The 23,229-nt window shown below is 65.2% G+C and carries 4 protein-coding genes; 3 read left to right on the top strand and 1 reads right to left on the bottom strand.

What is annotated here, in order from left to right; genetic code table 11:
- Positions 1 to 63 precede the first annotated feature (63 nt).
- Entirely contained in the window at positions 64 to 2,511 is a 2,448-nt protein-coding gene (locus NPS46_RS00395; protein ID WP_274104419.1) for a TonB-dependent siderophore receptor, read from the top strand.
- A gap of 131 nt (positions 2,512 to 2,642) precedes the next feature.
- A complete protein-coding gene (locus tag NPS46_RS00400) occupies positions 2,643 to 3,332 on the top strand; it encodes a class I SAM-dependent methyltransferase (RefSeq protein ID WP_274104420.1) in 690 nt (229 codons plus the stop codon).
- 47 nt (positions 3,333 to 3,379) lie between these two features.
- Here the strand turns inward: NPS46_RS00400 and NPS46_RS00405 are convergent, their stop codons facing one another.
- Entirely contained in the window at positions 3,380 to 21,907 is an 18,528-nt protein-coding gene (locus NPS46_RS00405; RefSeq protein ID WP_274104421.1) for a non-ribosomal peptide synthase/polyketide synthase, read from the bottom strand.
- Positions 21,908 to 22,097: 190 nt separating this feature from the next.
- Between NPS46_RS00405 and NPS46_RS00410 the strand changes: the two genes are divergently transcribed.
- A complete protein-coding gene (locus NPS46_RS00410; protein ID WP_274104422.1) occupies positions 22,098 to 23,069 on the top strand; it encodes a siderophore-interacting protein in 972 nt (323 codons plus the stop codon).
- Positions 23,070 to 23,229 lie beyond the last annotated feature (160 nt).

Here is a 23,229-nt window from a genome sequence, read left to right on the forward strand (position 1 = left end):
TGCTCAGTTGATAAAAATTATCATTAAAGAAACGTTCCCATTGCTGACTTGAGACCGATAAAAATGCCCGCACTGCAACGTCTTACGCCCCTGGCAAGCGCCCTGCTACGCCACTCCTTCACCCCCACGCGCCAGGCCCTGCTCCTGGGCCTGGCACTGGCCGCACCCTATGCCGCACAGGTCCAGGCCCAGGCGGTGAGCTTCGATATCCCGGCGCAGTCGCTGTCCAGCGCCCTGCAGGTATTTGGCCAACAGGCCGATGTGCAGGTGCTGTACAGCCCGGAAGATGTGCAGGGCGTGCGCAACCAGGCAGTGCGTGGTCACCTGGAGCCTGAGCAGGCCATCGCCGAGCTGCTTAAAGGCACCGGGGTTTCCTATAGTTTGCAAGGCAACTCCCTGACGCTACGCCGTCAGGGCGCCGGCCTGGAGCTGGATGCAACCAACGTCAATGCCCGTGCGCTGGGGAGCGTCACGGAAAATTCCGGTTCCTACACGACCGGGCCGATGAAGACCGCGACCAAGATGGCGCTGACCCAACGGGAAACACCGCAGTCCGTCACGGTGATCACTCGCCAGCGCATGGACGATCAGGGCATGAGCAGCCTGAACGATGCGGTGAAAAACACCCCCGGCCTGACCGTGCAGAAGTGGGGCCCGGAGCGCACCACCTTTATGTCCCGGGGCTTCCAAGTCGACAACCTGATGTACGACGGCCTGCCCACCACCATTTCGCGCTACACCCCGGACGTCACCTCGTCGGTCGACCTGGCCATCTACGACCGCGTGGAGATCGTGCGTGGCGCCACCGGCTTGATGCAGGGTGCGGGTAACCCGTCGGCCGCCATCAACCTGGTCCGCAAGCGCCCGACCAAGGAAACCCAGGCCAGCATCACCGGCCTGGCCGGCAGTTGGGACAACTACCGCTCGGAGCTGGACCTGTCCGGCTCGCTGAACGAGCAAGGCACCCTGCGCGGCCGCACCGTCATGGCCTACCAGACCAAGAACAGCTTCCAGGACGTGGTCGATGCGGAGCGGATCCTGTTCTATGCCATCGGCGAGGCGGACCTCAACGACAGCACCACCCTGACCCTCGGCGTCTCGAACCAGAAGGACAACAACACCAACGACTGGGGCGGTATCCCTACCGCCGCCGACGGCAGCGACCTGCATCTGTCGCGCTCGACCTTCCTGGGCAACAAGTGGGCCTACTGGAACCAGAAAAACACCTCGGCCTTCGCCGAGCTCGAACACCGTTTCGACAACGACTGGAAGCTGCGCATGGCGGCGACCAAGGTCTGGGCGGACCTGGACTTTCTCGGCTCCTACAACTCCTATGTGCCCACCGGCCTGAACCAGTACACCGGTGACTACCGCTACAAGACCACCCAGGACACCTACGATGTGTTTGCCGACGGCCCCTTCAGCCTGCTGGGCCGCACCCATGAGCTGGTGGTCGGGGCCAGCAGCCGCGAAGAACACTTCAACGGCCATGGCGGCAGCGGCGGCGCGGTCCCGACCGCGACCAATGTCGACCCGTACAACTGGAGCCACAGCACGGTCCCCAAGCCCAACTACGACATGTACCGCTTTCACCAGAAAACCAACTCGAGCAGCGACAGCGTGTATGTCACCACGCGCCTGAATATCGCCGACCCGCTGAAGGTGATCCTCGGTTCGCGCCTCGACTGGTATGACTACGACGTCAAGACCCTGTCCAGCAAGACCCAGAGCGGTTACTCGCTGAACAAGGAACTGACCAAATACGCCGGGGTGATCTATGACCTCAATGCCAACCACTCGGTGTATGTCAGCTACACGGATATCTTCAAGCCGCAATCCGAACTCGATCCCTCGAACAAGGTATTGGACCCGATCAAGGGCAAGAACTACGAGATCGGCCTGAAGGGCGAATACTTCGACGGCGCGCTGAACGCCAGTGCCGCGGTGTTCAGGATCGATCAGGAAAATCGTGCCTACCAGGTCAGCAACGTACCGTGCGCCGCAGGTACCCGCACCTGCTATGACGCGGCGGGCAAAGTGCGCAGCGAAGGGGTCGAACTGGAAATCAACGGCGCAATCACTCCTGATTGGCAGTTGTCGGCCGGCTACACCTATGCGGCGGCCAAGTACACCAAGGACAAGGATCCCAACAAGGAAGGCACCCTCTTCGACTCGAAGATCCCGCGCCATCTGTTCAAGCTCGCGACCAGCTACCAGTTGCCCGGGCAGCTCAATCGCTGGCGGGTGGGCGGCAGCCTCTATCGCCAGAACGCGATCTACAGCGAAGGCACCCATTGGCGTGATAACCGCAGCTACCGCATCGAACAGGAAGCCTACACCCTGGTCGACCTGATGGTGGCGTACAAGCCGATGGACAATCTGCAGGCACGGGTCAACCTGAACAACGTCTTCGACAAGAAGTACTACCAGAGCATCGACCTGCTGGAAGACCGCGCCAACCTCTACGGCGACCCGCGTAATCTGGCCCTGACCGTCAAATACGACTTCTGATCCCCACTCTGCTCCAGGCCCGGCCCACCGCCGGGCCTACTCGCTTCCTCCCGCTCCCCTCCTTGCCCCCGCCCGTCCTTTCAGCGCTATCCTCATGGCTCGTCATACCGTGTCCTGGAGGAACGTTCCTGATGCACGCACCTTCCGCTGCCCTGCTCGCCAGTTGGTCCCGCAATGCCCAGGCCTGGGCGACAGCCGTGCGCCAAGGGCATATTCGCAGCCGCCTGGAGGTCACCAACAACGCCATGGTCCAGGCCGTTCTGGCCTGCAAGCCCAATTCCCTGCTGGATCTCGGCTGCGGTGAAGGGTGGCTGGGCCGGGCCCTGGTCGACAGCGGCGCCCGGATCACCGGGATCGATGCCTGTGCCGAACTGGCGGCCCTGGCAGGTGAAGAGGGCTATGCCGAGGTGCACTGTCTGCCCTATGCGCAGGTGATCGAGCAGCCACAGCAGGTCGGCACGGCATTCGATGTGATCACCTGCAATTTTTCACTGTTGGATGAGCGTGTCAGCGAGTTGCTCAATGCCCTCGCGCACATCGCCACGCCGGATGCGCATCTGATTATCCAGACCCTGCATCCGCTCAGTGTGGAACCGCCGTACCGGGATGGCTGGCGATTGGAACGCTTCGAACCGTTGGGTGGCGATGGCTGGCACGCCATGCCCTGGTACTACCGTACCCTGGAGAGCTGGTTCAACACCCTGGCACCCGGCTGGAGGGTGCAAGCCATTGCCGAACCGCAACGGCCGGACGCGCTGCTACCGGCGTCGCTGCTGCTCAGCGCACGACGGGTCTCGGAAAGACGCCCGGTTACCGGTTAGGCCAACGGCCAGCCGGGGTACTTCCCCGCCAGCCGTCACCGTTACCGTCACACCCGTTCGAGCGGCCCGCTTACCCGAGCGTGCTCCAGGCAGGCGCTCAACCGCCCGAGCGTCGGCTGCTCGAATACATCCGCCAGGCTGAGGGTGAAACCCGTCCCCAAGCGCTGACGCGCCCTGACCACCAGTTGCAAGCCGCTGATGGAGTCGACACCGCGTTCGAACAGGTCATCATCCAAACCCAGATCTTCGATCCCCAGCAACTCCCGCAAGAGCGTTGCCAGGGTCTTCTGCAAGGGTGTCACCGGCGCCCGGTAGGCCGTGGCAACAGGCAACGGTTCGGTGGATGGCCGCGCCGCAGCCTGCCCCCAACGGTCCGCCAGACGTGCTTGCAGATCACCCAGCGCGACAGCCTCTCCGCTGTCGACCATCTGCCCCAGCAGCCACGCCAACTGCTCGCCCAGGGTGGCGATCACGGTGGACGCAAACATCTGCTTGTAGCTGAAGTTCAGCACCAACACCTCCCCCAGGGTGACGTAGAGCGTGAGCGGGTAGTGGGTCTGCTCATGGAAGACGACCTCGGCAAAACTCAGCTCGCCCTTGCCCTTTTGCTTGAGCACATCGGAGACCGGGTAGTTCTCAAAGATCATCACCGTGTCGAACAACTGCCGCCCGGCCTTGCCGGCCATGCGTTGCAGGCGATACAGCGGGACCTGCTCATGCTGGCGGGCGACCAGGTTCTGTTGCTGCACCTCGCTGATCCAGTGCCCGAGCGAATGCTGCGGTTCGGGCGTGGCAATCAGGGGCAGCGTATTGATAAACAGCCCCAGCTCCTGCTCGATCCCCGGCAACTGGGCCGGACGCCCGGCGACCGTGGTGCCCACCGCGACCGTGGCTTGCCCGGTGTAATGCTGTAGCAGCAGGAGCCAGGCCGATTGCACCAGCGTGTTGACCGTGACCTTGCCATGGCGTGCAAACGCTTTGAGCCCCTCGGTGCGGGTCGCGTCCAGCGTCACATAGTGATCGTGGTGCGAGCGCTCGCCAGCCGCCACGTTTACCTCACAGCCTTCGACCAGCCGTGTCGGGCGATCCAGACGCGCCAGTTGCTCGTCCCAGAACGCTTCTGCCGGCCGGTGATCCTGGCGTTGCTGCCACTCGATAAACGCGCCATAACGGCTTGGCTGATGGGCCGGCGGGCTGCCTTGGTAACGCTGCAGAATCTCGCTGAGCAAGCGTGAACCGCTCCAGCCATCAAGCAGGATATGGTGGTTGGTGCACATCAGGTGGTGGCGGTTATCGGCAAGCCGCACGGCCACCAGTCGGATCAACGGAGCCTGATCCACACCCAGGCACTGTGCCCGCTCGCTCAGTGCCAACTGCTCCAGAGCCACCTCCTGGGCCTCCCGCTCGCGCCAGTCGAACTCGCTGAACGGCAGACGCATGTGCTTGCGCACCGCCTGCAACGGCTGCGCCAGGTCACCCTGCCACAGCAGCGCAGTACGCAGCACCCCATGGGCATCGACCGCCGCCTGCCAGGCCTGTTGGAAACGCCCCACATCCAGGCCCTCGACATCGACCCGCAACTGGTTGACATAGTCACCGACCTGCGGCTCGTGCACGGCATGGAACAACATGCCGTGCTGCATAGGCGTCAAGGGATACAGATGTTCAATCTGCTCCGGTGCCAGTGGCAGCCCATCCAGTTGCGCCTGACTCAAGCCCGCCAGCGGGAAGTCCGACGGGGTCACGCCATGGTGCCCGGCGGTACAGCAGTGCTCAATCAGTTGCCCCAGCTCTTGGGTGTACGCATCGACCAGCCCTTGGATCGTCGCTGCGTCGAACATTGCCCGGCTAAAGGTCCAGCCAATACTCAGCTCACCTCCAAACACCTGGCCATTGAGCGTCAGCCAGTTGCCCAGCGGCGCATCGAGGCTCTGTTCGGCCCCGACTGCACCGCCCACGGGCAGGAACAGCGCCTCATCAGCGTCGGCAAAACCGCTGTCCAGTTGCCCCAGGTAGTTGAAGGTAATTTTCGGCAGCGCCAGGTTCGCCAGCGCATTGTGGCCAGCCAGATAGCGCAACGCGCCATAGCCCATGCCCTTGTCGGGAATGCCGCGCAGTTGCTCCTTGACTTGCTTGATCGACTCCGCGATGGCATTGCTGGCCGCGAGTTTTACCGGGAACAGGCTGGTCAACCAGCCCAGGGTGCGCGTCAGGTCCAGCCCTTCGCCCAATTCTTCGCGACCGTGCCCTTCCAGCAACACACTGACCGAATCCTGCCGCGCCCAGCGCCCGATCACCCGCACCAATGCCGTCAGCAGCAGATCGTTGACCTGGGTGCGATAGGCCGCCGGCGCCTCTTGCAGCAACCGGCGGGTCGCCGCTTTATCCAGGCGGCTATACAGCGTCTGACCCTGGCGATTGCGCCGATCATCGCTCAGGCGGTCACGGGGCAGTGCCATGCTGCCCTCAAGTTGCGCCTGCCAATAACCCAGTTGGCCTTGCACCGCCTCGCTCTGTGCATAGCGGCACAGGCTCTCGGCCCAGGCCTGGCCCGAGACGGTTTTGGCCGGCAACACAATCGCGTGGCCCTGGCTCAATTGTTGATAGACGCTTTGCAGGTCTTCAAGCAACACCCGCCAGGACACGCCATCGACCACCAGGTGATGGATCACCAGCAGCAACCGATGGCTGCCGTCCTCGCCATCCACCAGCACCGCTCGCAGCAACGGCCCGGCGCTGAGGTCAAGGCTGCGCTGGGCCTGCTCGTAGAGAGCAGGCAAATCGGCCACCTCACTGGCCCGGACCGACCAGAGCAGCGTCTGGGCATCGGCCTGCGCCGGGGTGCGGTAGCTTGCCGACCAACCCTGGGCGTCTTCGACAAACGCCAGGCGCAAGGCGTCGTGATGGTGGGTCAAGGCGCGCAGCGCCTGCTCCAGCAACCCAGCATCCAGGCTCAGACGGGTCTGCAACTGAACCGACTGGTTCCATTGATGACGCTCGGGGATCGCCTCGGCAAAGAACAACTGCTGCACCGGCAACAGTGCCAGCGTGCCGCTGACCGGCCCTTGATCGATCCGAATGACGCTATCGCCACACGTCGCCACGGCGGCCAGGGCTTGCACGGTCTGGTGTTGGAACAGGTCCTTGGGCGTGAAGTGAATCCCCCTCTGGCGCGCCCGACTGACCACCTGCATCGACACAATGGAGTCGCCGCCCAGCTCGAAGAAATTATCGCGGGTACCGACGCGTTCCAGCTTCAGGACCTCCTGCCAGATCGTGACAAGTTGCTGCTCCAGGGCGTTCTGCGGCGCGCTGTAGTCTTGCTGCAACAGGCTGGCATCCGGTGCCGGCAGCGCCTGGCGATCCAGCTTGCCATTGGCCGTGACCGGCAGTTGCTCCAGGAACAACCAATGCACCGGGACCATATAGTCCGGCAGGTTCTCCCCCAGGCGCGCCTTGAGGGTTTCACGCAGACTGGCCTCCGATCCTGCGACAGCCTCGCGACTGACGATATACGCCACCAGTTGCCTGCCGCTGGGCCCCTCCTTGGCCAGGACGGCGGCTTCACGAACGCCTTCCAGAGCGCGCAACCGGGCCTCGATCTCACCCAGCTCGACACGGAAACCACGGATTTTCACCTGATTGTCGATCCGCCCCAGGTAATCGAAAACCCCGTCCGGACGTTGGCAGACCAGATCACCACTGCGGTACAGGCGCGCGCCATGGGCACTGAATGGATCAGGGACAAACCGCTCGGCGGTCATCGCCGCCCGGTTCAGATAGCCGCGCGCCACGCCTTCACCGCCCAGGTACAACTCACCGGACAATCCGGGCGGCAGCAAGCCCAGCCCGGCATCCAACACACAGGCACGGCGTTCGCCCACGCATTCGCCAATCGGCGCATAAGCGCTGGTGCAACGCTCCGCCGCCCGGGTCTTCCAGACCATGGGCGTGACGACGGTTTCGGTGGGGCCGTAGCCATTGATCATCACCTGCGGGCGCAGTGCTTGCTGGACCAGCTCGAAACTGGCCTGCGGCATGGCGTCACCGCCAAAGCTGTAGAGCCGTACCGGCGGCGGATTGCCCACCCGCTGGGCATGCTCGGCCAGTTGTTGCAGGTAGACCGGCGGGAAGCCGGCCATGGTCACGCCATGGCGACGGATTTCCTCGTAGGTGCGTTCCGGGCCCCACAGTTCATCGTCGCGCAGCAGCAGCCGGCCGCCATGAATCAGCGTGGTCAGCCAGCGCTCATGGGCACCGTCGAAGGCAAAGGACAGGAAGTGCAGCTCGCAATCGGCGGCGCTCATTTCATAGCACTGTCCGGTCGCCAGGCAGTGCATCGCCAGCGGGCCATGGGCCACGCTCACGCCCTTGGGTTGCCCGGTGGAGCCGGAGGTGTAGATCACATACGCCAGGTTGCCGGCATGCAGCGAGACCCGGGGTTCGCGGTCGTCACCGGGCACATCGCGCAGTTGATCCAACAACAGCGTGTCGATGCCCTCCACCACCGGCAGGCTGCCGAGCAAACGGGTCTGAGTCAGCAGCAACGCGACCCCGCTGTCGCGCAGCATGTAGCCCAGGCGTTCTTGGGGATACTCCGGGTCCAGCGGCACAAAGGCACCGCCAGCCTTGAGAATCGCCAGCAAGCCCACCAGCATCTCCACCGAGCGCTCCAGGGCAATCGCCACCAACACTTCCGGGCCAACCCCGCGAGCGATCAGGGTCTGGGCCAGGCGATTGGCCTGGCGATCGAGCTGGGCATAGCTCAGTTGCTGCTCGCCGACGATCACGGCCACGGCATCCGGTGTCTGCCGCGCACGCTCGGCAATCAGGCCATGGACCGTCTGCTCGCTCGGCACCGTCATCCGATCCCAGCCCAGTAGTTGGGCGGCTTGCTCGGCATCATCGAGCAGTTGCAGATCGCCCAGGCGCCGCTGCGGATCGGCGGCCATTTGCACCAACAGCTGCATCAGGTGCCGGCCCATGCCAGCCACGCGCTCGGCACTGAACGCGGCCCGGGCATAACCAAACTGCAAGCCCAACTGCTGATCCAGGCCGACCGCCAGGCTCAACGGATAGTTGCTTTGCTCCAGGTTGCTGATGGCGCCGAAACGCAGGCCCGACGGCGCGGTTTCCAGGGCCTGGGACACCGGGTAGTTCTCGAACACCAGCAGGCTGTCGAACAGCGCTTCGCCGCCCTGGCCGGCCCAGCGCTGGATATCGTAGAGCGGCGTGTGCTCATGCTCACGCAGGCTCAGGTTCTGCCCCTGGATCAGCCCCAGCCAATCGGCCACGCTCAGGCCCGGCTCGGGGCTGGCGATAATCGGCAGGGTGTTGATAAACAGCCCGATCTGCTGCTCGATCCCCTTGAGCTCCACCGGACGCCCCGACACCGTGGCGCCAAACGCCACGGTGCGCTGCCCGGTATAACGCCCGAGCAACACCAGCCACGCCGCCTGGACCAGGGTATTGACCGTAACCTTGTGGGCCTGGGCACAGGCCCGCAGTTGCCGGGTCTGTTCCAGGTCCAGGCTGACCAGGTGATCGCCATGGCCCTGGTTTTGGGCATCCGGCGCCGCGCCGCTGGCGGCCAGGCGAGTGGGCATTTGCAGATCGGCCAACTGGGTTTTCCAGAACGCCTGGCTGGCCTCGCCATCCTGGCGTTGCAGCCAGGCGATATAGTCGCGATAACGGCCGCTCTGGCGCGCCAGCGGCTGGCCGGCATAGCGCTGGAGAATCTCACCGAGGAACTGCGCATTGCTCCAGCCATCCATCAGGATATGGTGGTTGGTGCAGATAAAGTGATGCCGATCATCGGCCACCCGCACGATCAACAACCGCAACAGCGGCGCCTGCTCCAGCGCAAAACCGCGTTGGCGTTCCTCGCGTGCCAGGGCCTGCAGGGCCGCGGCCGGGTCGGCCTGGCTGCGCCAATCCAACTGCATCAGCGCCAGGCTGGCCTGGCGCAGGACAACCTGCACCGGCTGTTGCAGCGCCCCCTGCCAGACAAACCCGGTGCGCAGGATCTCGTGGCGATCAATCGCCGCCTGCCAGGCCTCGCGAAAACGCTCCACGTCCAGGCCCTGCACATCGACGCACATCTGGTTGATGTAGTCGCCGCCCTGCTGCTCATAGAGCGAATGAAACAGCATGCCCTGCTGCATCGGCGACAGCGGGTAGACATCTTCGATCATGCCCGGGGCCACCGGCAGGCTGTCGAGCTGGGCCTGGGTCAGGTTGGCCAGTGGGAAATCGGATGGCGTCACGCCACGGTTGTCCGGCTGGCAGCAATGGGCGATCAATGCACTCAATTCGCGGCGGTATTCATCGGCCAGTTGTTCGATCACGGCGGGGTCGAACATCTCCCGGCTAAAGGTCCAGCCCATGCGCAGTTCGCCACCGTAGACCTGGCCATCGAGCGACAGCCAGTTACCCAGCGGCGCCGCGCTGTCCTGCTCGGCGCCCTTGTGGTCCAGCGCCGGCACGAACAGGGCATCCTCGGCATCGAAGCTGCCATCGAACTGCCCCAGGTAGTTGAAGGTGATCCGTGGCTGCGCCAACTCGGCCATCTGCGCACGCAGGTCCGCGTCGGCGCAGTAGCGCAGCAGGCCAAAACCGATGCCCTTGTTTGGCACCGCCCGCAGTGTTTCCTTGACCTGCTTGAGCGTGGCAGCCTGATCGGGGCCGGCACTGAGCCGGACCGGGAAGACACTGGTAAACCAGCCGACGGTGCGACTCAGGTCGAGGTGGTCGAACAGCTCTTCGCGTCCGTGCCCTTCGAGCTGGATCAGCACATCATCGCGCCCGGTCCAGCGGCCGATCACCCGAACCAGGGCCGCCAGCAACAGGTCATTGACCTGGGTCCGATAGGCCGCCGGAGCCTCCTGCAGCAGTTGACGCGTCAGCGTCTGGTCCAGGGCACTGAACACCGTACGGCCATATTGGCCTTGCTGGCTGGCCTGCAGGTTGGCGTCCGGCAAGTCCGCCTCGACCCCCTGCAAGCGGGCAAGCCAGTAGGCCGACTCGCCCCGCAGCGCGTCACTGCGCCCATGCTGATGCAACTGTTCAGCCCAGCTTTTGTAGGCACTGGTCTTGTTCGCCAGCACCACCGGCCCGCCCTGGGCCAACTGGCCATACGCCGTTTGCAGGTCCTCGAACAGCACCCGCCAGGACACCCCGTCGACCACCAGGTGATGGATCACCAGCAACAACCGCTGGCTGCCGTCCGCCAATGTGAACAAGGCCGCGCGCAATAGCGGCCCGGCCTGCAGGTTCAGGCTTTGTTGGGCCTGCTCACACAGGCGTTGCAGTTCAGCCGCGTCCGCCGCCGGGGCGCACCACAGGGACGTCTCATGCCCAAGCCCACGGTGTTCGGCGCTCCAGCCAGCGGCGCCTTCGCCAAAGCCCAGGCGCAAGGCATCGTGATGGCTCACCAGCGCGCCCAGCGCCTGTTCCAGCCACTCGGCCCGCAGCGCCTGCGCCGGCTTGAGTAGCACCGACTGATTCCAGTGATGACGTTGAGGGATCGCCGTGTCGAAAAACTGCTGCTGGATCGGCAGCAATGGCATCGTCCCCGTCACCGCACCCTGATCGATCTGCAAGCCTTGCGCGCCGCACCGTGCGACGGCCGCCAGGGCTTGGACGGTCTGGTGCTGGAACAGCTCTTTGGGCGTGAAGTACACCCCGACCTGCCGCGCACGGCTGACCACCTGGATCGAGATGATCGAGTCGCCGCCCAGTTCGAAGAAGTTGTCCGTGACACTGACCGCTTCGCGCTTGAGCACGTCCTGCCAGATCGCCGCAATCTGCACCTCGAAGGCCGTTTGCGGGGCCACGAACACCGTGCTCGAACCGGCCTGGGGCTCGGGCAGTGCGCGACGGTCCAGCTTGCCATTGACGGTCAGGGGCATGCTGTCGAGCAACAGCAGATGCGCTGGGACCATGTAATCGGGCAACTGCAACTGGAGCGCCGCCTTGAGCGCCGTCGGAGCGCAATCACGCGCCCCATCGCTGGCGACGACATAGGCCACCAACTGCTTGCCACTGGCACCTTCACGTGCCAGTACCACGGCCTCGCGAACCGCCGCCAGCCCGAGCAGGGCCGACTCGATTTCCCCCAGCTCGACCCGCAGCCCACGGATTTTCACCTGGCTGTCGATCCGCCCCAGGAAGTCGAACAGCCCGTCTTCGCGCTGGCTGACCCGGTCCCCGCTGCGATACAGGCGTTGCCCGCCGGTGCTGAACGGATCGGGGACAAAGCGTTCGGCGGTCATCGCCGGCCGATTGAGATAACCACGGGCAAGCCCTTCGCCGCCCATCAACAGCTCCCCGGCCACACCGGCGGGCAGTGGATTGAACTGCGGGTCGAGGCAGTAGGCGGTTCGCGCGCCCACCGCTCGCCCAATGGGCGCGTAGTCCTGCGTGACACCGGACTCCACAGGCCAAATCAGCGGGCTGATCACCGCTTCGGTCGGACCATAGGCATTGAACAGCTGGCCGATCTGCAGCGCGTCGAGGCGCTCGAACGTGCGCGGATGCCAGGCTTCGCCCCCCAGGATGCAGGTCTTGACGCTCAAGCGCTGGCCGCTGCCTTCAAGGTACTCGGCCACCTGGGCCAGGTAGCTGGGCGGCAGGTCCAGCAGGCTGATCCGGCACTCGGCAATACGCGCCAGCAACTGTTCGATCGACCATTGGCCCACCTCCCCCAGCACCACGCGGGCACCACGGATCAGCGGCATAAACAGCTGCTCGGCGGCGGCGTCGAAACTGATCGAGGCAAATTGCAGCAGCGTATCGCTGGCCTGCAGGCCGTAGCAGGCGGCCGCCGCCTGGCAGTGCATGGCCAGCGCGCCATGGCTGACCACCACGCCCTTGGGCCGGCCGGACGAACCCGAGGTGTAGATCACGTACGCCAGGTCCTGCGGCGCCCAGTCAAGCGGCGGCGCGCCGTCAGGGCAATCATCGAGCTGGGTGCAGGCCAGCGCCAGGTCGACGGCGCGGACCCGGCCGGTAGCGGGCAACTGATCCAGCAGCGCTGGTTGGCCCAGCAACAGCTCCACGCCGCTGTCATCGAGCATGTCCAGCAACCGCTCAGTCGGGTACGCCGGGTCCAGCGGCAGATAGCCGGCGCCGGCCTTGAAGATCGCCAACAGGCCGACGGCCATCTGCAGCCCGCGTTCGACGCCGATCCCCACCAGCACCTGGGGGCCAACGCCCCACTCGATCAAACGATGAGCCAGGCGATTGGCCTGGCGGTTCAACTCGCCATACGTGAGCTGTTGGTGGTCGGCGATCAAGGCAATGGCGTGCGGCGTCTTCAGTGCCTGACGCTCGATCAACCGTGCCAGGGACTCGCCGTCGGCGACGGTCGGGGCCGCCGCCGGAATCGCCAAGGTACTCGCCAATGTCAATTCGCCCAGGGACCTGACGCCCGGCGCACTGACCAATTGCTGCAACAGATCCAGCAGATCGGCTTGCAACTGGCGAACCTGCGGCTCATTGAAATGGCCCTGATCGTAGCCGTAGTGCAGCAACAGTTCCTCGCCCAGGCTGACCGCCAGGGTCAGCGGGTAATTGGTCTGTTCGTGGTTGTTGAGGTGGCTGAACTGCAACTGCGGCCCGGTACCTTCGCTCAGCACCTGGGACACCGGGTAGTTCTCGAACACCAGTAGGCTGTCGAACAGTGGCTGGCTACCCAGGTCGGCCCAGCGCTGGATATCGTACAGCGGCGTGTGCCCGTGTTCGGTCAGGGCCTGGCTGTCGGCCTGCATCTGTTGCAGCCAGTCGGCAACCGGGATCTGCGGGCACGGCGTGGCGATCACCGGCAGCGTGTTGATAAACAGGCCCAGCTGTTGCTCGACACCGGGCAGCTCGGGCGGACGCCCCGAGACCGTGGCGCCGAACATCACCGTCTCCAGCCCACTGTAGCGTTGCAACAGCAGTGACCAGGCCGCCTGCACCAGGCTGTTGAGGGTGATTTTCTGCTGGCGGGCAAATTCGACCAGTTGCCGGGTGCGCCCGGCATCCAGCGCGGCGGCCCATTCGGCGTGACCGCTCAGGACGCCGCCCGCCTTGACCCGGGCCATGGCCCGCGCCAGCAGGGTTGGCTCCTCGACCCCGGCCAGGCGCGCGCGCCAGAAGCCCTCGGCCTGCTGTGCGTCCTGGGCTTGCAGCCAGGCGATATAGTCACGATAACGACTCAATGGCCGCTCGGGCTGCACGCCGTTATAGCGCAGCAACACTTCGGCCAGCAGCCGGGAACTGCTCCAGCCATCCATCAGCACATGGTGGTTGGTGCAGATCAGGTGATAGCTGTCAGCAGCCGTGCGCACCAGGGTCAGGCGCAGCAACGGCGCGACCAGCAGGTCGAAGCCCTGCTGATGGTCAGCGTCGGCCAGCGCCTGCAGGGCCGTATCCAGGGCCGGTTCACTGCGCCAGTCCAGCACGCGGCACGCCAGGCGAGCCTGGCGCAGGACCACCTGGACCGGCTGCTCCAATTCGCCCTGCCACACATAAGCGGTGCGCAGGATGTCATGGCTGTCCACTGCCGCCTGCCAGGCGCCGATAAAGCGCTCGACGTCCAGGCCCGCGATGTCGACGCGCAGTTGGTTGATGTAATGACCGCCCTCGGGCTCATAGAGGGAATGGAACAGCATGCCCTGCTGCATGGGCGACAAGGGGTAGAGATCGTCGATGGCCTCGGCGGCTATCGGCAAGGCGTCGAGCTGCGGCTGGCTCAGACGCGCCAGGGGGAAGTCCGTCGGCGTCACACCGCCCACGCCTTCGGTGCAGCAATGCTCGATCAGCGCCTGCAGCTCACGGGCGTAGTCGTCGGCCAGGCGTTCGATCACGGCGGGGTCGAACATCGCCCGGCTGAAGGTCCAACCCATGCTCAGCTCGCCGCCGTAGACCTGGCCATTGAGGCTGAGCCAGTTGCCCAGGGGCGCGCACGCGTCATGGTCCGCGCCCTTGGGCTCGGTGGCCGGGACAAACAGCGCGTCCTGTTGATCGAAGCTGCCGTCGAACTGGCCCAAGTAGTTGAAGGTGATGCGCGGCGGCGTCAAGGCCGCCAGTGTTTCGCGGCTCGATGCCGCGCCCATGTAGCGCAGCAGGCCAAAACCGATGCCATGGTGCGGCACCGCCCGCAGTTGCTCCTTGATCTGCTTGAGAGTGGTCGACAGGCTGCTCGCCGGGCTCAGGCGCACCGGGAAGACGCTGGTGAACCAGCCGACCGTACGGTTGAGGTCGAGGTCTTCGAACAACCCTTCGCGCCCGTGGCCTTCGAGCTGGACCAGCACGTCTGGCGCGCCGCTCCAACGGCTGACCACCCGGGCCAGAGCCGCCAGGAGCAGGTCGTTGACCCGCGTTCGGTAGGCGGCCGGCGCCTCGCGCAGCAGTTGGTGAGTCAGGCTCGCCGACAGCCGGCTGTGCACCGTGACCGCATCGCGTTGCTCCCGGCGCCCCTGCGCGTCACGGCACGGCAGGTCACCACCGCCCTGCAATTGTGCCTGCCAGTAAGCCAGCTCCTGGCGCACCGGCGCGCTGCGGGCATAGTCTTGCAGACGCTCGGCCCAGGCCTGCGCCGAATGGCTTTTGGCAGGGAAGCTGGGTGTAGCGCTGGCCAACGGGTTGTAGGCCATTTGCAAATCTTCCAGCAGGATGCGCCAGGACACGCCATCCACCACCAGATGGTGGACCACCAGCAGCAAACGCTGCGTGCCGTCGCCCAGGCTGATCAGCACGGCGCGTAGCAACGGCCCGTCTGCCAGGCTTAGGCTGCGTTGGGCCTGATTGGCCAGGGCCTCAATATCGGCCGGGCTCTGCAGTTGCGCCTGCCAGAGTATCGGCGCCTGCGCCCAGGCCTGGCGCTGCTGCGCCAGCCCACGGTATTCGCCCGTCCAGCCCTCGGCCCCTTCGCTAAAACTCAGGCGCAAGCCATCGTGATGCTCGACCAAAGCCCGCAGGCTCGCCTCCAGCCGCTCGGGGTCCAGCGCCTGCAATGGCTGGAGCAGCACCGACTGGTTCCAGTGATGCCGCTGGGCAATGCTCTCGGCAAAAAACAGCTGCTGGATCGCCAGCAGCGGCAGTACCCCGCTGACCGGGCCCTGATCGGCCTGAATGCGGGCTGCGCCCTGGCTGGCCACACTGGCCAGGCCACGCACGGTCTGGTGCTGGAACAGGTCCTTGGGCGTGAAATGCACCCCGGCCTGGCGCGCCCGACTGACCACCTGGATCGAGATGATCGAGTCGCCGCCCAGTTCGAAAAAGTTATCGTCGATACCGACTCGCGCCAGCTTCAAAACGTCCTGCCAGATCGTCGCAAGCTGCTGCTCGAGGGCATTTTGTGGGGCGCTGTAGTGCTGTTGCAGCAGGCTGGCATCCGGTGCCGGCAGGGCCTGGCGATCCAGCTTGCCATTGGCCGTGACCGGCAGTTGCTCCAGGAACAACCAGTGCACCGGCACCATATAGTCCGGCAGCTTCTCCCCCAGGCACGCCTTGAGGGTTTCACGCAGGGCCGCGCCATTGCCGTCGACCGGCACCGCGCTCACCACATAGGCCACCAGTTGCTTGCCGCTCGGCCCGTCCTTGGCCAGGACCACGGCTTCACGAATCGATGCCTGGGCACGCAAGCGCGCCTCGATCTCGCCCAGTTCAACGCGAAAACCACGGATCTTCACCTGGTTGTCGATCCGTCCCAGGTAGTCGAAGACCCCATCGGTACGCTGGCATACCTGGTCGCCGGTACGGTAGAGCCGCGCGCCCTGCTCGCTAAAGGGATCGGGGACAAAGCGCTCGGCGGTCATGGCCGCACGGTGCAGATAGCCTCGGGCCAGACCTTCACCGCCCAGGTACAACTCGCCGGGCAGTCCCGCCGGCAACAACCCGAGCCCGGCATCCAGCACACAGGCACGACGCTCGCCCACGCATTCGCCAATCGGTGCATAGGCACTGGTGCAGCGGTCCGCCGCCCGGGTCTTCCACACCATAGGTGTGACCACCGTTTCGGTCGGCCCGTAGCCATTGATCATCAACTGCGGGCGCAGCGCTTGCTGGACCAGCTCGAAACTGGCGCGCGGCATGGCGTCGCCGCCAAAGCTGTAGAGCCGCACCGGCGGTGGATTGCCCACCCGCTGGGCATGCTCGGCCAGTTGCTGCAGATAGACCGGCGGGAAGCCGGCCATGGTCACGCCATGGCGACGGATTTCCTCGTAGGTGCGTTCCGGGCTCCACAACTCATCATCACGCAGCAGCAAGCGACCGCCATGAATCAGCGTGGTCAACCAGCGCTCATGGGCGCCATCGAAGGCAAAGGACAGGAAATGCAGCTCGCAATCGGCGGCGCTCATTTCATAGCTCTGCCCGGTCGCCAGGCAGTGCATCGCCAGCGGGCCATGGGCCACGCTCACGCCCTTGGGCTGACCAGTGGAGCCGGAGGTGTAGATCACATAGGCCAAATTGCCGGCGTGCAACGCAACCACCGGCTCGCTGTCGAGGCCGGGTACATCGCGCAGTGGGTCGAGCAATAACGTATCGACGCCCTCCACCACCGGCAGGCTGCCGAGCAAACGGGTCTGCGTCAGCAGCAGGGCCACACCGCTGTCGCGCAGCATGTAGGCCAGGCGCTCCTGGGGATACTCCGGGTCCAGCGGCACAAAGGCACCGCCGGCCTTGAGAATTGCCAGCAGCCCCACCAGCATCTCCACCGAACGCTCCAGGGCAATCGCCACCAATACCTCCGGGCCGACCCCACGGGCGATCAGGCTATGGGCCAGACGATTGGCCTGATGATCAAGCTCGGCATAGCTCAGTGACTGCTCGCCGACGATCACCGCCACCGCCTGTGGCGTCAGTTGCGCGCGCTCGGCAATCAACTGGTGCACCGGCCGAGCATGCGCCTCGGGCGGCAGCGCGCCGCTTGGCCAATCGGCCAGGGTCTGCGCCTGCTCGCCGGCGTCGAGCATCGACAAGACGGCAATCGGCTGCTGCGTCTGCGCCACCAGCGCCCGCAACAGCTGCTGCCAATGCCGAGCCATCCGGGCCATGGCCGGGGCGTCGAACAACTCGGCGGCATAGAGCAGCGAAACCTGGATGCCATCGTTGGTTTCCAGGGTTTCCAGCGTCAGGTCGAACTGTGCCGTACCGCCCTCCAGGATCATCTCCCGGGCTGCAAGCCCCGGCAGGCTACGCCCGCCCACGTTTTCGCCGGCAATCGAGAGATGGTTGTACATCACCTGGAACAACGGGTTCTGGCCCGGCGTACGTGGCGGATTCAGCGCTTCGACCAGCCGGTCGAACGGCAGGTCCTGATGGCTCTGGGCACCAAGTACCGTGGCCTTGACCTGACGCAGCAATGCATCGGCTTTGAGCTGGGGCGCCAGGGGCACGCGCATCACCAGGGTGTTGACGAAAAAGCCGAGCACACCTTCCAGTTCCAGGCGATTGCGGTTGGTCACCGGGATGCCGATGCGGATATCCGACTGATCGGTATAGCGCTGCAACAGCAAGGCAAAGGCCGCCAGAAACACCTGGAACAGGGTCAGTTCGTGGGCTCGCGCCAGTTGCCGCAGATCGCGTTCCAACCCAACCTCCAGGCGCATGCCCACACGGCCCAGACGATGGCTGCGCAACGCCTGGCGCGAGTGCGCGGTGGGGAGTTCCAGCAGCGGGTGCTCGTCGCCCAATTGCTCGCGCCAGTAACCAAGCTGGCGTTGCATTTCCCCCTGTTCCAGCCAATCGCGATGCCAGCCGGCGTAGTCGGCGTACTGCACGGGCAACACCGGCAGAACCGGCTCGCGCCCGGCCTTGAAGGCGCCATAGAGCTGGACGAACTCACGGGCCAGTACGCTCATGGAACCGCCGTCGGAAATAATATGGTGCAGGGTCACGACCAGCAGATGGTCATGCGCCTCGACTTCCATCAGCCGCGCGCGCCATAACGGCCCCTGGGCCAGATCGAAGAGGCGCTGGGTCTCGGCCAGCACGCGGGCCTCGATGGCGTCGCGTGGCGTTCCGGGGGCCAGGCGTTCATGTTCGAGCACCGCGTCAAGGGTGGGCGCGATCCGCTGGGTCAGTTGCCCGGCCTGTTCGACAAAGGTGGTGCGCAACGCCTCATGGCGCGCCGCCAGTGCGGCAAAGGTCCGCTCCAGCGCTACGAGGTCCAGTTGCCCCTGCAAGCGCACGACAATCGGCGTGTGATAAGCCGTGCTCTCGGGCTCCAGTTGCCAGAACAGCCATTGCCGCTGCTGCGCATGGGAGACCGCCAGCGGCAGGTCGCGGTCGAGGCGGCGAATCTGCACGGGGGCCGGGCCGGTCGCAGCGCTCTGGACCTCCCGGGCAAACTGTTCGAGGCTGGCCGTTTCGAACAAGCAACGCAGGGCAATATCCACCGCCAGCACGCGCCGGACCCGGGAAATGATCTGGGTCGCCAGCAACGAATGACCGCCCAGGGCAAAGAAATTGTCATCCAGGCCGACACGCTCGACCTTGAGCACTTGTTGCCAGATCTCGCCCAGTTGCTGCTCAAGCTCAGTGGCCGGGGCGCGATAGGCCTGGCTGGTCGCGGCAAGGCCCGGGAGGGGCAAGGCGCGCAGGTCGAGCTTGCCATTGAGGGTCAGCGGCAGGCGGTCGAGCATCACGTAATGGGTTGGACACATCACGTCCGGCAGTACGGCGGCCAGTTGCTCGCGCAGCAGCGTAGACACCTGTTGCTCCTGGGCAGCGTCGACCAGAACCAGATACGCGACCACCTGCTGGCTCGCGCCCACCACCTGCACCGTTGCTTCGCGTACCTGGGGGCACTGCTTGAGCGCGGCCGTGATCTCGCCCAGTTCGATGCGATAGCCGCGAATCTTGATCTGCTGGTCGATGCGCCCCAGGTACTCGATCTGCCCGCCCAAGCGGCGGCGGGTGCTGTCGCCGGTGCGATACAGGCGCTGGCCGGCAGTGCCCAGGGGATCGGGAATGAAGCGCTCGGCGGTCAGCGCCGCGCGACGGTGGTAGCCCCGACCCAGGCCGGCGCCACCCAGGTACAACTCGCCAGCAGTGCCCGCCGGCACGACCTGTAGCGCCTCGTCGAGCACCGTGGCGCAGACATTGGCCAGCGGCGTGCCCAGGGGCACAGTGGCGTGAGGCTGGTCGACGGCCTGCATCAAGGCGCCCACCGTCGTCTCGGTCGGCCCGTAGTGGTTAAAGACCCGGCACTGGGGTGCGGCCCGCTGAATCCGCTCGATCAGCCCCGGTGCACAGGCTTCGCCGCCCAGGACCAGGCAGCGCCGCGGCAAGGCCCCACCCTCGTCCTCCGCGCCCAGCAACGCCTCCAGATGGGATGGCACGATTTTCAGCATCTCGATGCCATGGCCACTCATGTACTCGGCAAAGCGTGCGCCATCGAGGCTGACGTCCAGGCCGATCACATGCAGGCAGGCGCCCGAACAGAGCGCGCCAAACAGCGTGGTATGGCCCAGGTCGGCGGCGATGGTCGAGACCACCGCCATGCTGCGCACGTCGTCCAGTGCAAGGCGCTGCAACAAGGCCTGCACATAGTTGGCCAGCGCCCCATGGCTGATGCCGACGCCCTTGGCCTGGCCCGTGGAGCCCGAGGTGTAGATGCTGTAGGCCAGGTGCTGCGGCTCGACCCCAGGAAGCGGCCGATCAGCGTCGACGTCCAGGGCATCGAGGGACTCGAACAACAATGGCGTGACGCCGGCCAGGGTCGGCAAATTCGCCAGCAGCTTCTCCTGGGTCACCAGCCAGCGAATACCACTGTCTTCGGCCATATAGGCCAGGCGCTGCGCCGGATAATCGGGATCCAGCGGCACATAGGCACCCCCGGCCTTGAGAATGCCCAGCACGCCGATCACCATCTCCAGCGAACGCTCGACCGCGATGCCCACCGCGCTGTCGGGGCCGACGCCCTGCTCGAGCAAACGTCGCGCCAGGGCATTGGTCCGCTGGTCCAATTGCGCGTAGCTCAATGACTGCTCGGCAAACACCAGCGCCGGAGCCTCAGGATCGCGCTGGACCTGGGCGGCAAACAGCGCCAGCACGTCGCTCGCCGCAAACGCGGCCAGCGGGCCCTGGCTGTCAGCCCGAGCCTGTTGCAGCTCGGCGTCCGTCAGCATCGGCAACTCGCCAATGGCCGCCCGCGGTTCACGAGTCATGGCCTGGAGCAGGTTTTTCCAATGGCCGGCCATGCGCTCGATGGTTGCGGGTTCGAACAGCGCACTGGCGTAGGTAAAGGCGGCGCTCAGCTCGCCGCCGCGCTCCAGGGTGTCCAGGGTCAGCTCGAACTGCACCGTTCGTTCGCCCCGGCCCAGGGCCTGCAAGGCCAGCCCGGAGCGACTGCGCAGCGCACCGACTTCGGCCACGCTCGCCTGGTGGTTATAGAGCACCTGGAACAGCGGCGTATGGTGCAGGCTGCGCTCCACCTGCAGGCCTTCGACCAGGCGCTCGAACGGCAGATCCTGGTGGGCCTGGGCATCGCGGGTGGTTTCACGGAGGGCGCTGAGCAGTTGCTCGACGCTCTGGGTCGGGTCCAGTTCGCTGCGCAGCACCTGGGTATTGACGAACAGGCCGATCAGCCCCTCGGACTCCTCGCGATTGCGGTTGGCGATGGGCACGCCGACCCGGATATCCTGCTGGCCGCTGTAGCGCTGCAACAGCAATTTGAAACCGGCCAGCAACACCGCAAACAGGGTCACGCCCTGCTGGCGCGCCAGCGCGCCGAGGCGCTCGGCCAGGGCCGGCTCGATGGCGATATCCAGGCGCTGGCCCTGGCGGCTGCCGCCCGGGAGGCGTGGATGATCGACCGGCAATTGCAGCACGGGGTGCGCGTCCCCCAGCTTGGCGCGCCAGTAGTCCAGTTGGCGTTCCTGCTCCCCAGCTTCGAGCCAGCGCCGTTGCCACAGGGCGTAGTCGGCATACTGGATGGCCAAGGGCGCCAGCGTCGGCTGGGTTGCCGCGCAAAAAGCGTCATAGGCGTGCACGAATTCCTCGATCAGCACATTCATCGACCAGCCATCGGCGACGATATGGTGCAGGGTCAGCAGCAGGACATGCGCCTGCTCACCCAGGCGCAACAGCTTGACCCGCAACAGCGGCCCATCCTGCAGATCGAACGGTGCACGGGCCTCGGCCTGGATCGCAGCCTCTACCCAGGCCTGTTGCCCGACGGCATCGAGCTCACTGAAATCCTCGCGAACCAGGTCCAGGTCAACCGGCAGGATCACCTGGCGCGGCAGGTCGCCTTGCTGGCGAAACACCGTACGCAGGGCCTGATGGCGCTCCAGTAGCCACTCGAAGGCGCGCACCAGCGCTGCGTCATCGAGCCGGCCGTCCAGGCGCACGGCGCTGGGCAGGTTATAGGCCGCGCTCTGGGGCTCCAACTGCCAGAGAAACCACATGCGCTGCTGGGCATAGGACAGGGCCAGGCGATCCTCGACCTCGACGCCGGCCGGAATCGCAAACCGCGAAAAGTCGATGTTTTCTGCCCGCAGGCCATCCAGGAACAGGCGACGCTTTTCCAGCGGCAACTCTATAAAGCGGCGGGCCAGTTTCAACGACTGCTCAGCATTCATCTTGTTTCATCCGTACACGTTGGCTATCGAGCATTGGCTCGGCTATCCCTACGGGACGGATAAAGGGCCGTGAAAATTAAGCCCGGCGCGCACCGCAAAAGGCCGGCTGAAGACCGCCAGGTGCCGCGCCTAAATTCCCCCCGGCGTGCTTCGTTCATTACAGGAGCCCACTGGTACAAGGCCCTGCCCCATGTCCGCCGCCTCCCTGACCCACTCCCTGATCGCCGGCCTGAACAAGCTGGTCAGCCTCGCGCCCAAGACGCCGGCGCCCTACCGCCTGTTCAATGTCCACCTCAAGCAGCGCATCGCCATCAGCCCATCACTGACACGGCTGGTGTTTACCGGCGCGGACATCGAGCAGATGACCACCCGGGCCGCTGACCAACGCATCAAGCTGTTCTTCCCGGCGCCCGACGGCAGCCCCAGCGAGCTGCCCCTGCACGGCAACTGGCAAGCCGCGCGCCGCGCCCTGCCCGAGTCGAAGCGCCCGGCCATGCGGACCTACACCATTCGCGCGCTGCACCCGCAGAACGGCTTACTGGAGGTGGATTTTGTCCTGCACGGGGTCAACGGCCCCGCCTCGGCCTGGGCCACCCACGCCGTCCTCGGCGCGCCCCTGCAGATCGTCGCGCCCAACCGCGAACACACCGGCGATGCCGGTGGCTATGAATGGCAACCGCCCTTCGGCATTCGCCAGGTCCTGCTGATCGGCGATGAAACCGCGCTGCCGGCGATTGCCGGGATTCTCGAACAACTGGCGGCCCAGCCGGACCCGCCCCGGGTCGAAGCCTTTATCGAAGTGCCGCACGCGGACGATTGCCTGGAGCTGCCCTGCGGCCCGGAGACTCGCCTGCACTGGATGCCCCGCGATCGCAGCGCCCAGGCCCATGGCCAAGCGATGATCGAGGCGGCACGAACCCTGGCCAACCTGCCACCGCCTGCCAGTACCGGCCCGGGGCACAAACCAGCCAAGGAGGTGGATATCGACCGCACAATCCTCTGGGACCGCGCCGCGCCGACCGACCGCGCGTTCTATGCCTGGGTTGCTGGAGAGTCGGCAGCGGTCATGGCGATCCGCCGCTACCTGCTCAATGAACGCGGCCTCGACCGCCGCGCCCTGACCTTGATGGGCTATTGGCGGTTGGGCCGTTCCCTGGAATGATATACAATCAATAACAATTCTTATTAGCAAAGAACAGACACAATCAGATACATTTGCCTTCAATCTAAATTGCGGGTTTTACGCTTCTCGTTCGTCTTAATGGATACATAGAGCCACGTTCGTCCATCGATACGTGGCTTTTTTCTGCAATCACGGCCGC

Origin of the sequence: Pseudomonas putida (assembly GCF_028682395.1) — a bacterium.
GTDB classification, from domain to species: Bacteria; Pseudomonadota; Gammaproteobacteria; order Pseudomonadales; family Pseudomonadaceae; genus Aquipseudomonas; species Aquipseudomonas putida_AB.

Bases quoted from the DNA above. Each gene is read 5' to 3' on its own strand.
- NPS46_RS00395 (WP_274104419.1), top strand. From the start codon at position 64: ATGCCCGCACTGCAACGTCTTACGCCCCTGGCAAGCGCCCTGCTACGC.
- NPS46_RS00400 (WP_274104420.1), top strand. From the start codon at position 2,643: ATGCACGCACCTTCCGCTGCCCTGCTCGCCAGTTGGTCCCGCAATGCC.
- NPS46_RS00405 (WP_274104421.1), bottom strand. From the start codon at position 21,907: ATGAATGCTGAGCAGTCGTTGAAACTGGCCCGCCGCTTTATAGAGTTG.
- NPS46_RS00410 (WP_274104422.1), top strand. From the start codon at position 22,098: ATGTCCGCCGCCTCCCTGACCCACTCCCTGATCGCCGGCCTGAACAAG.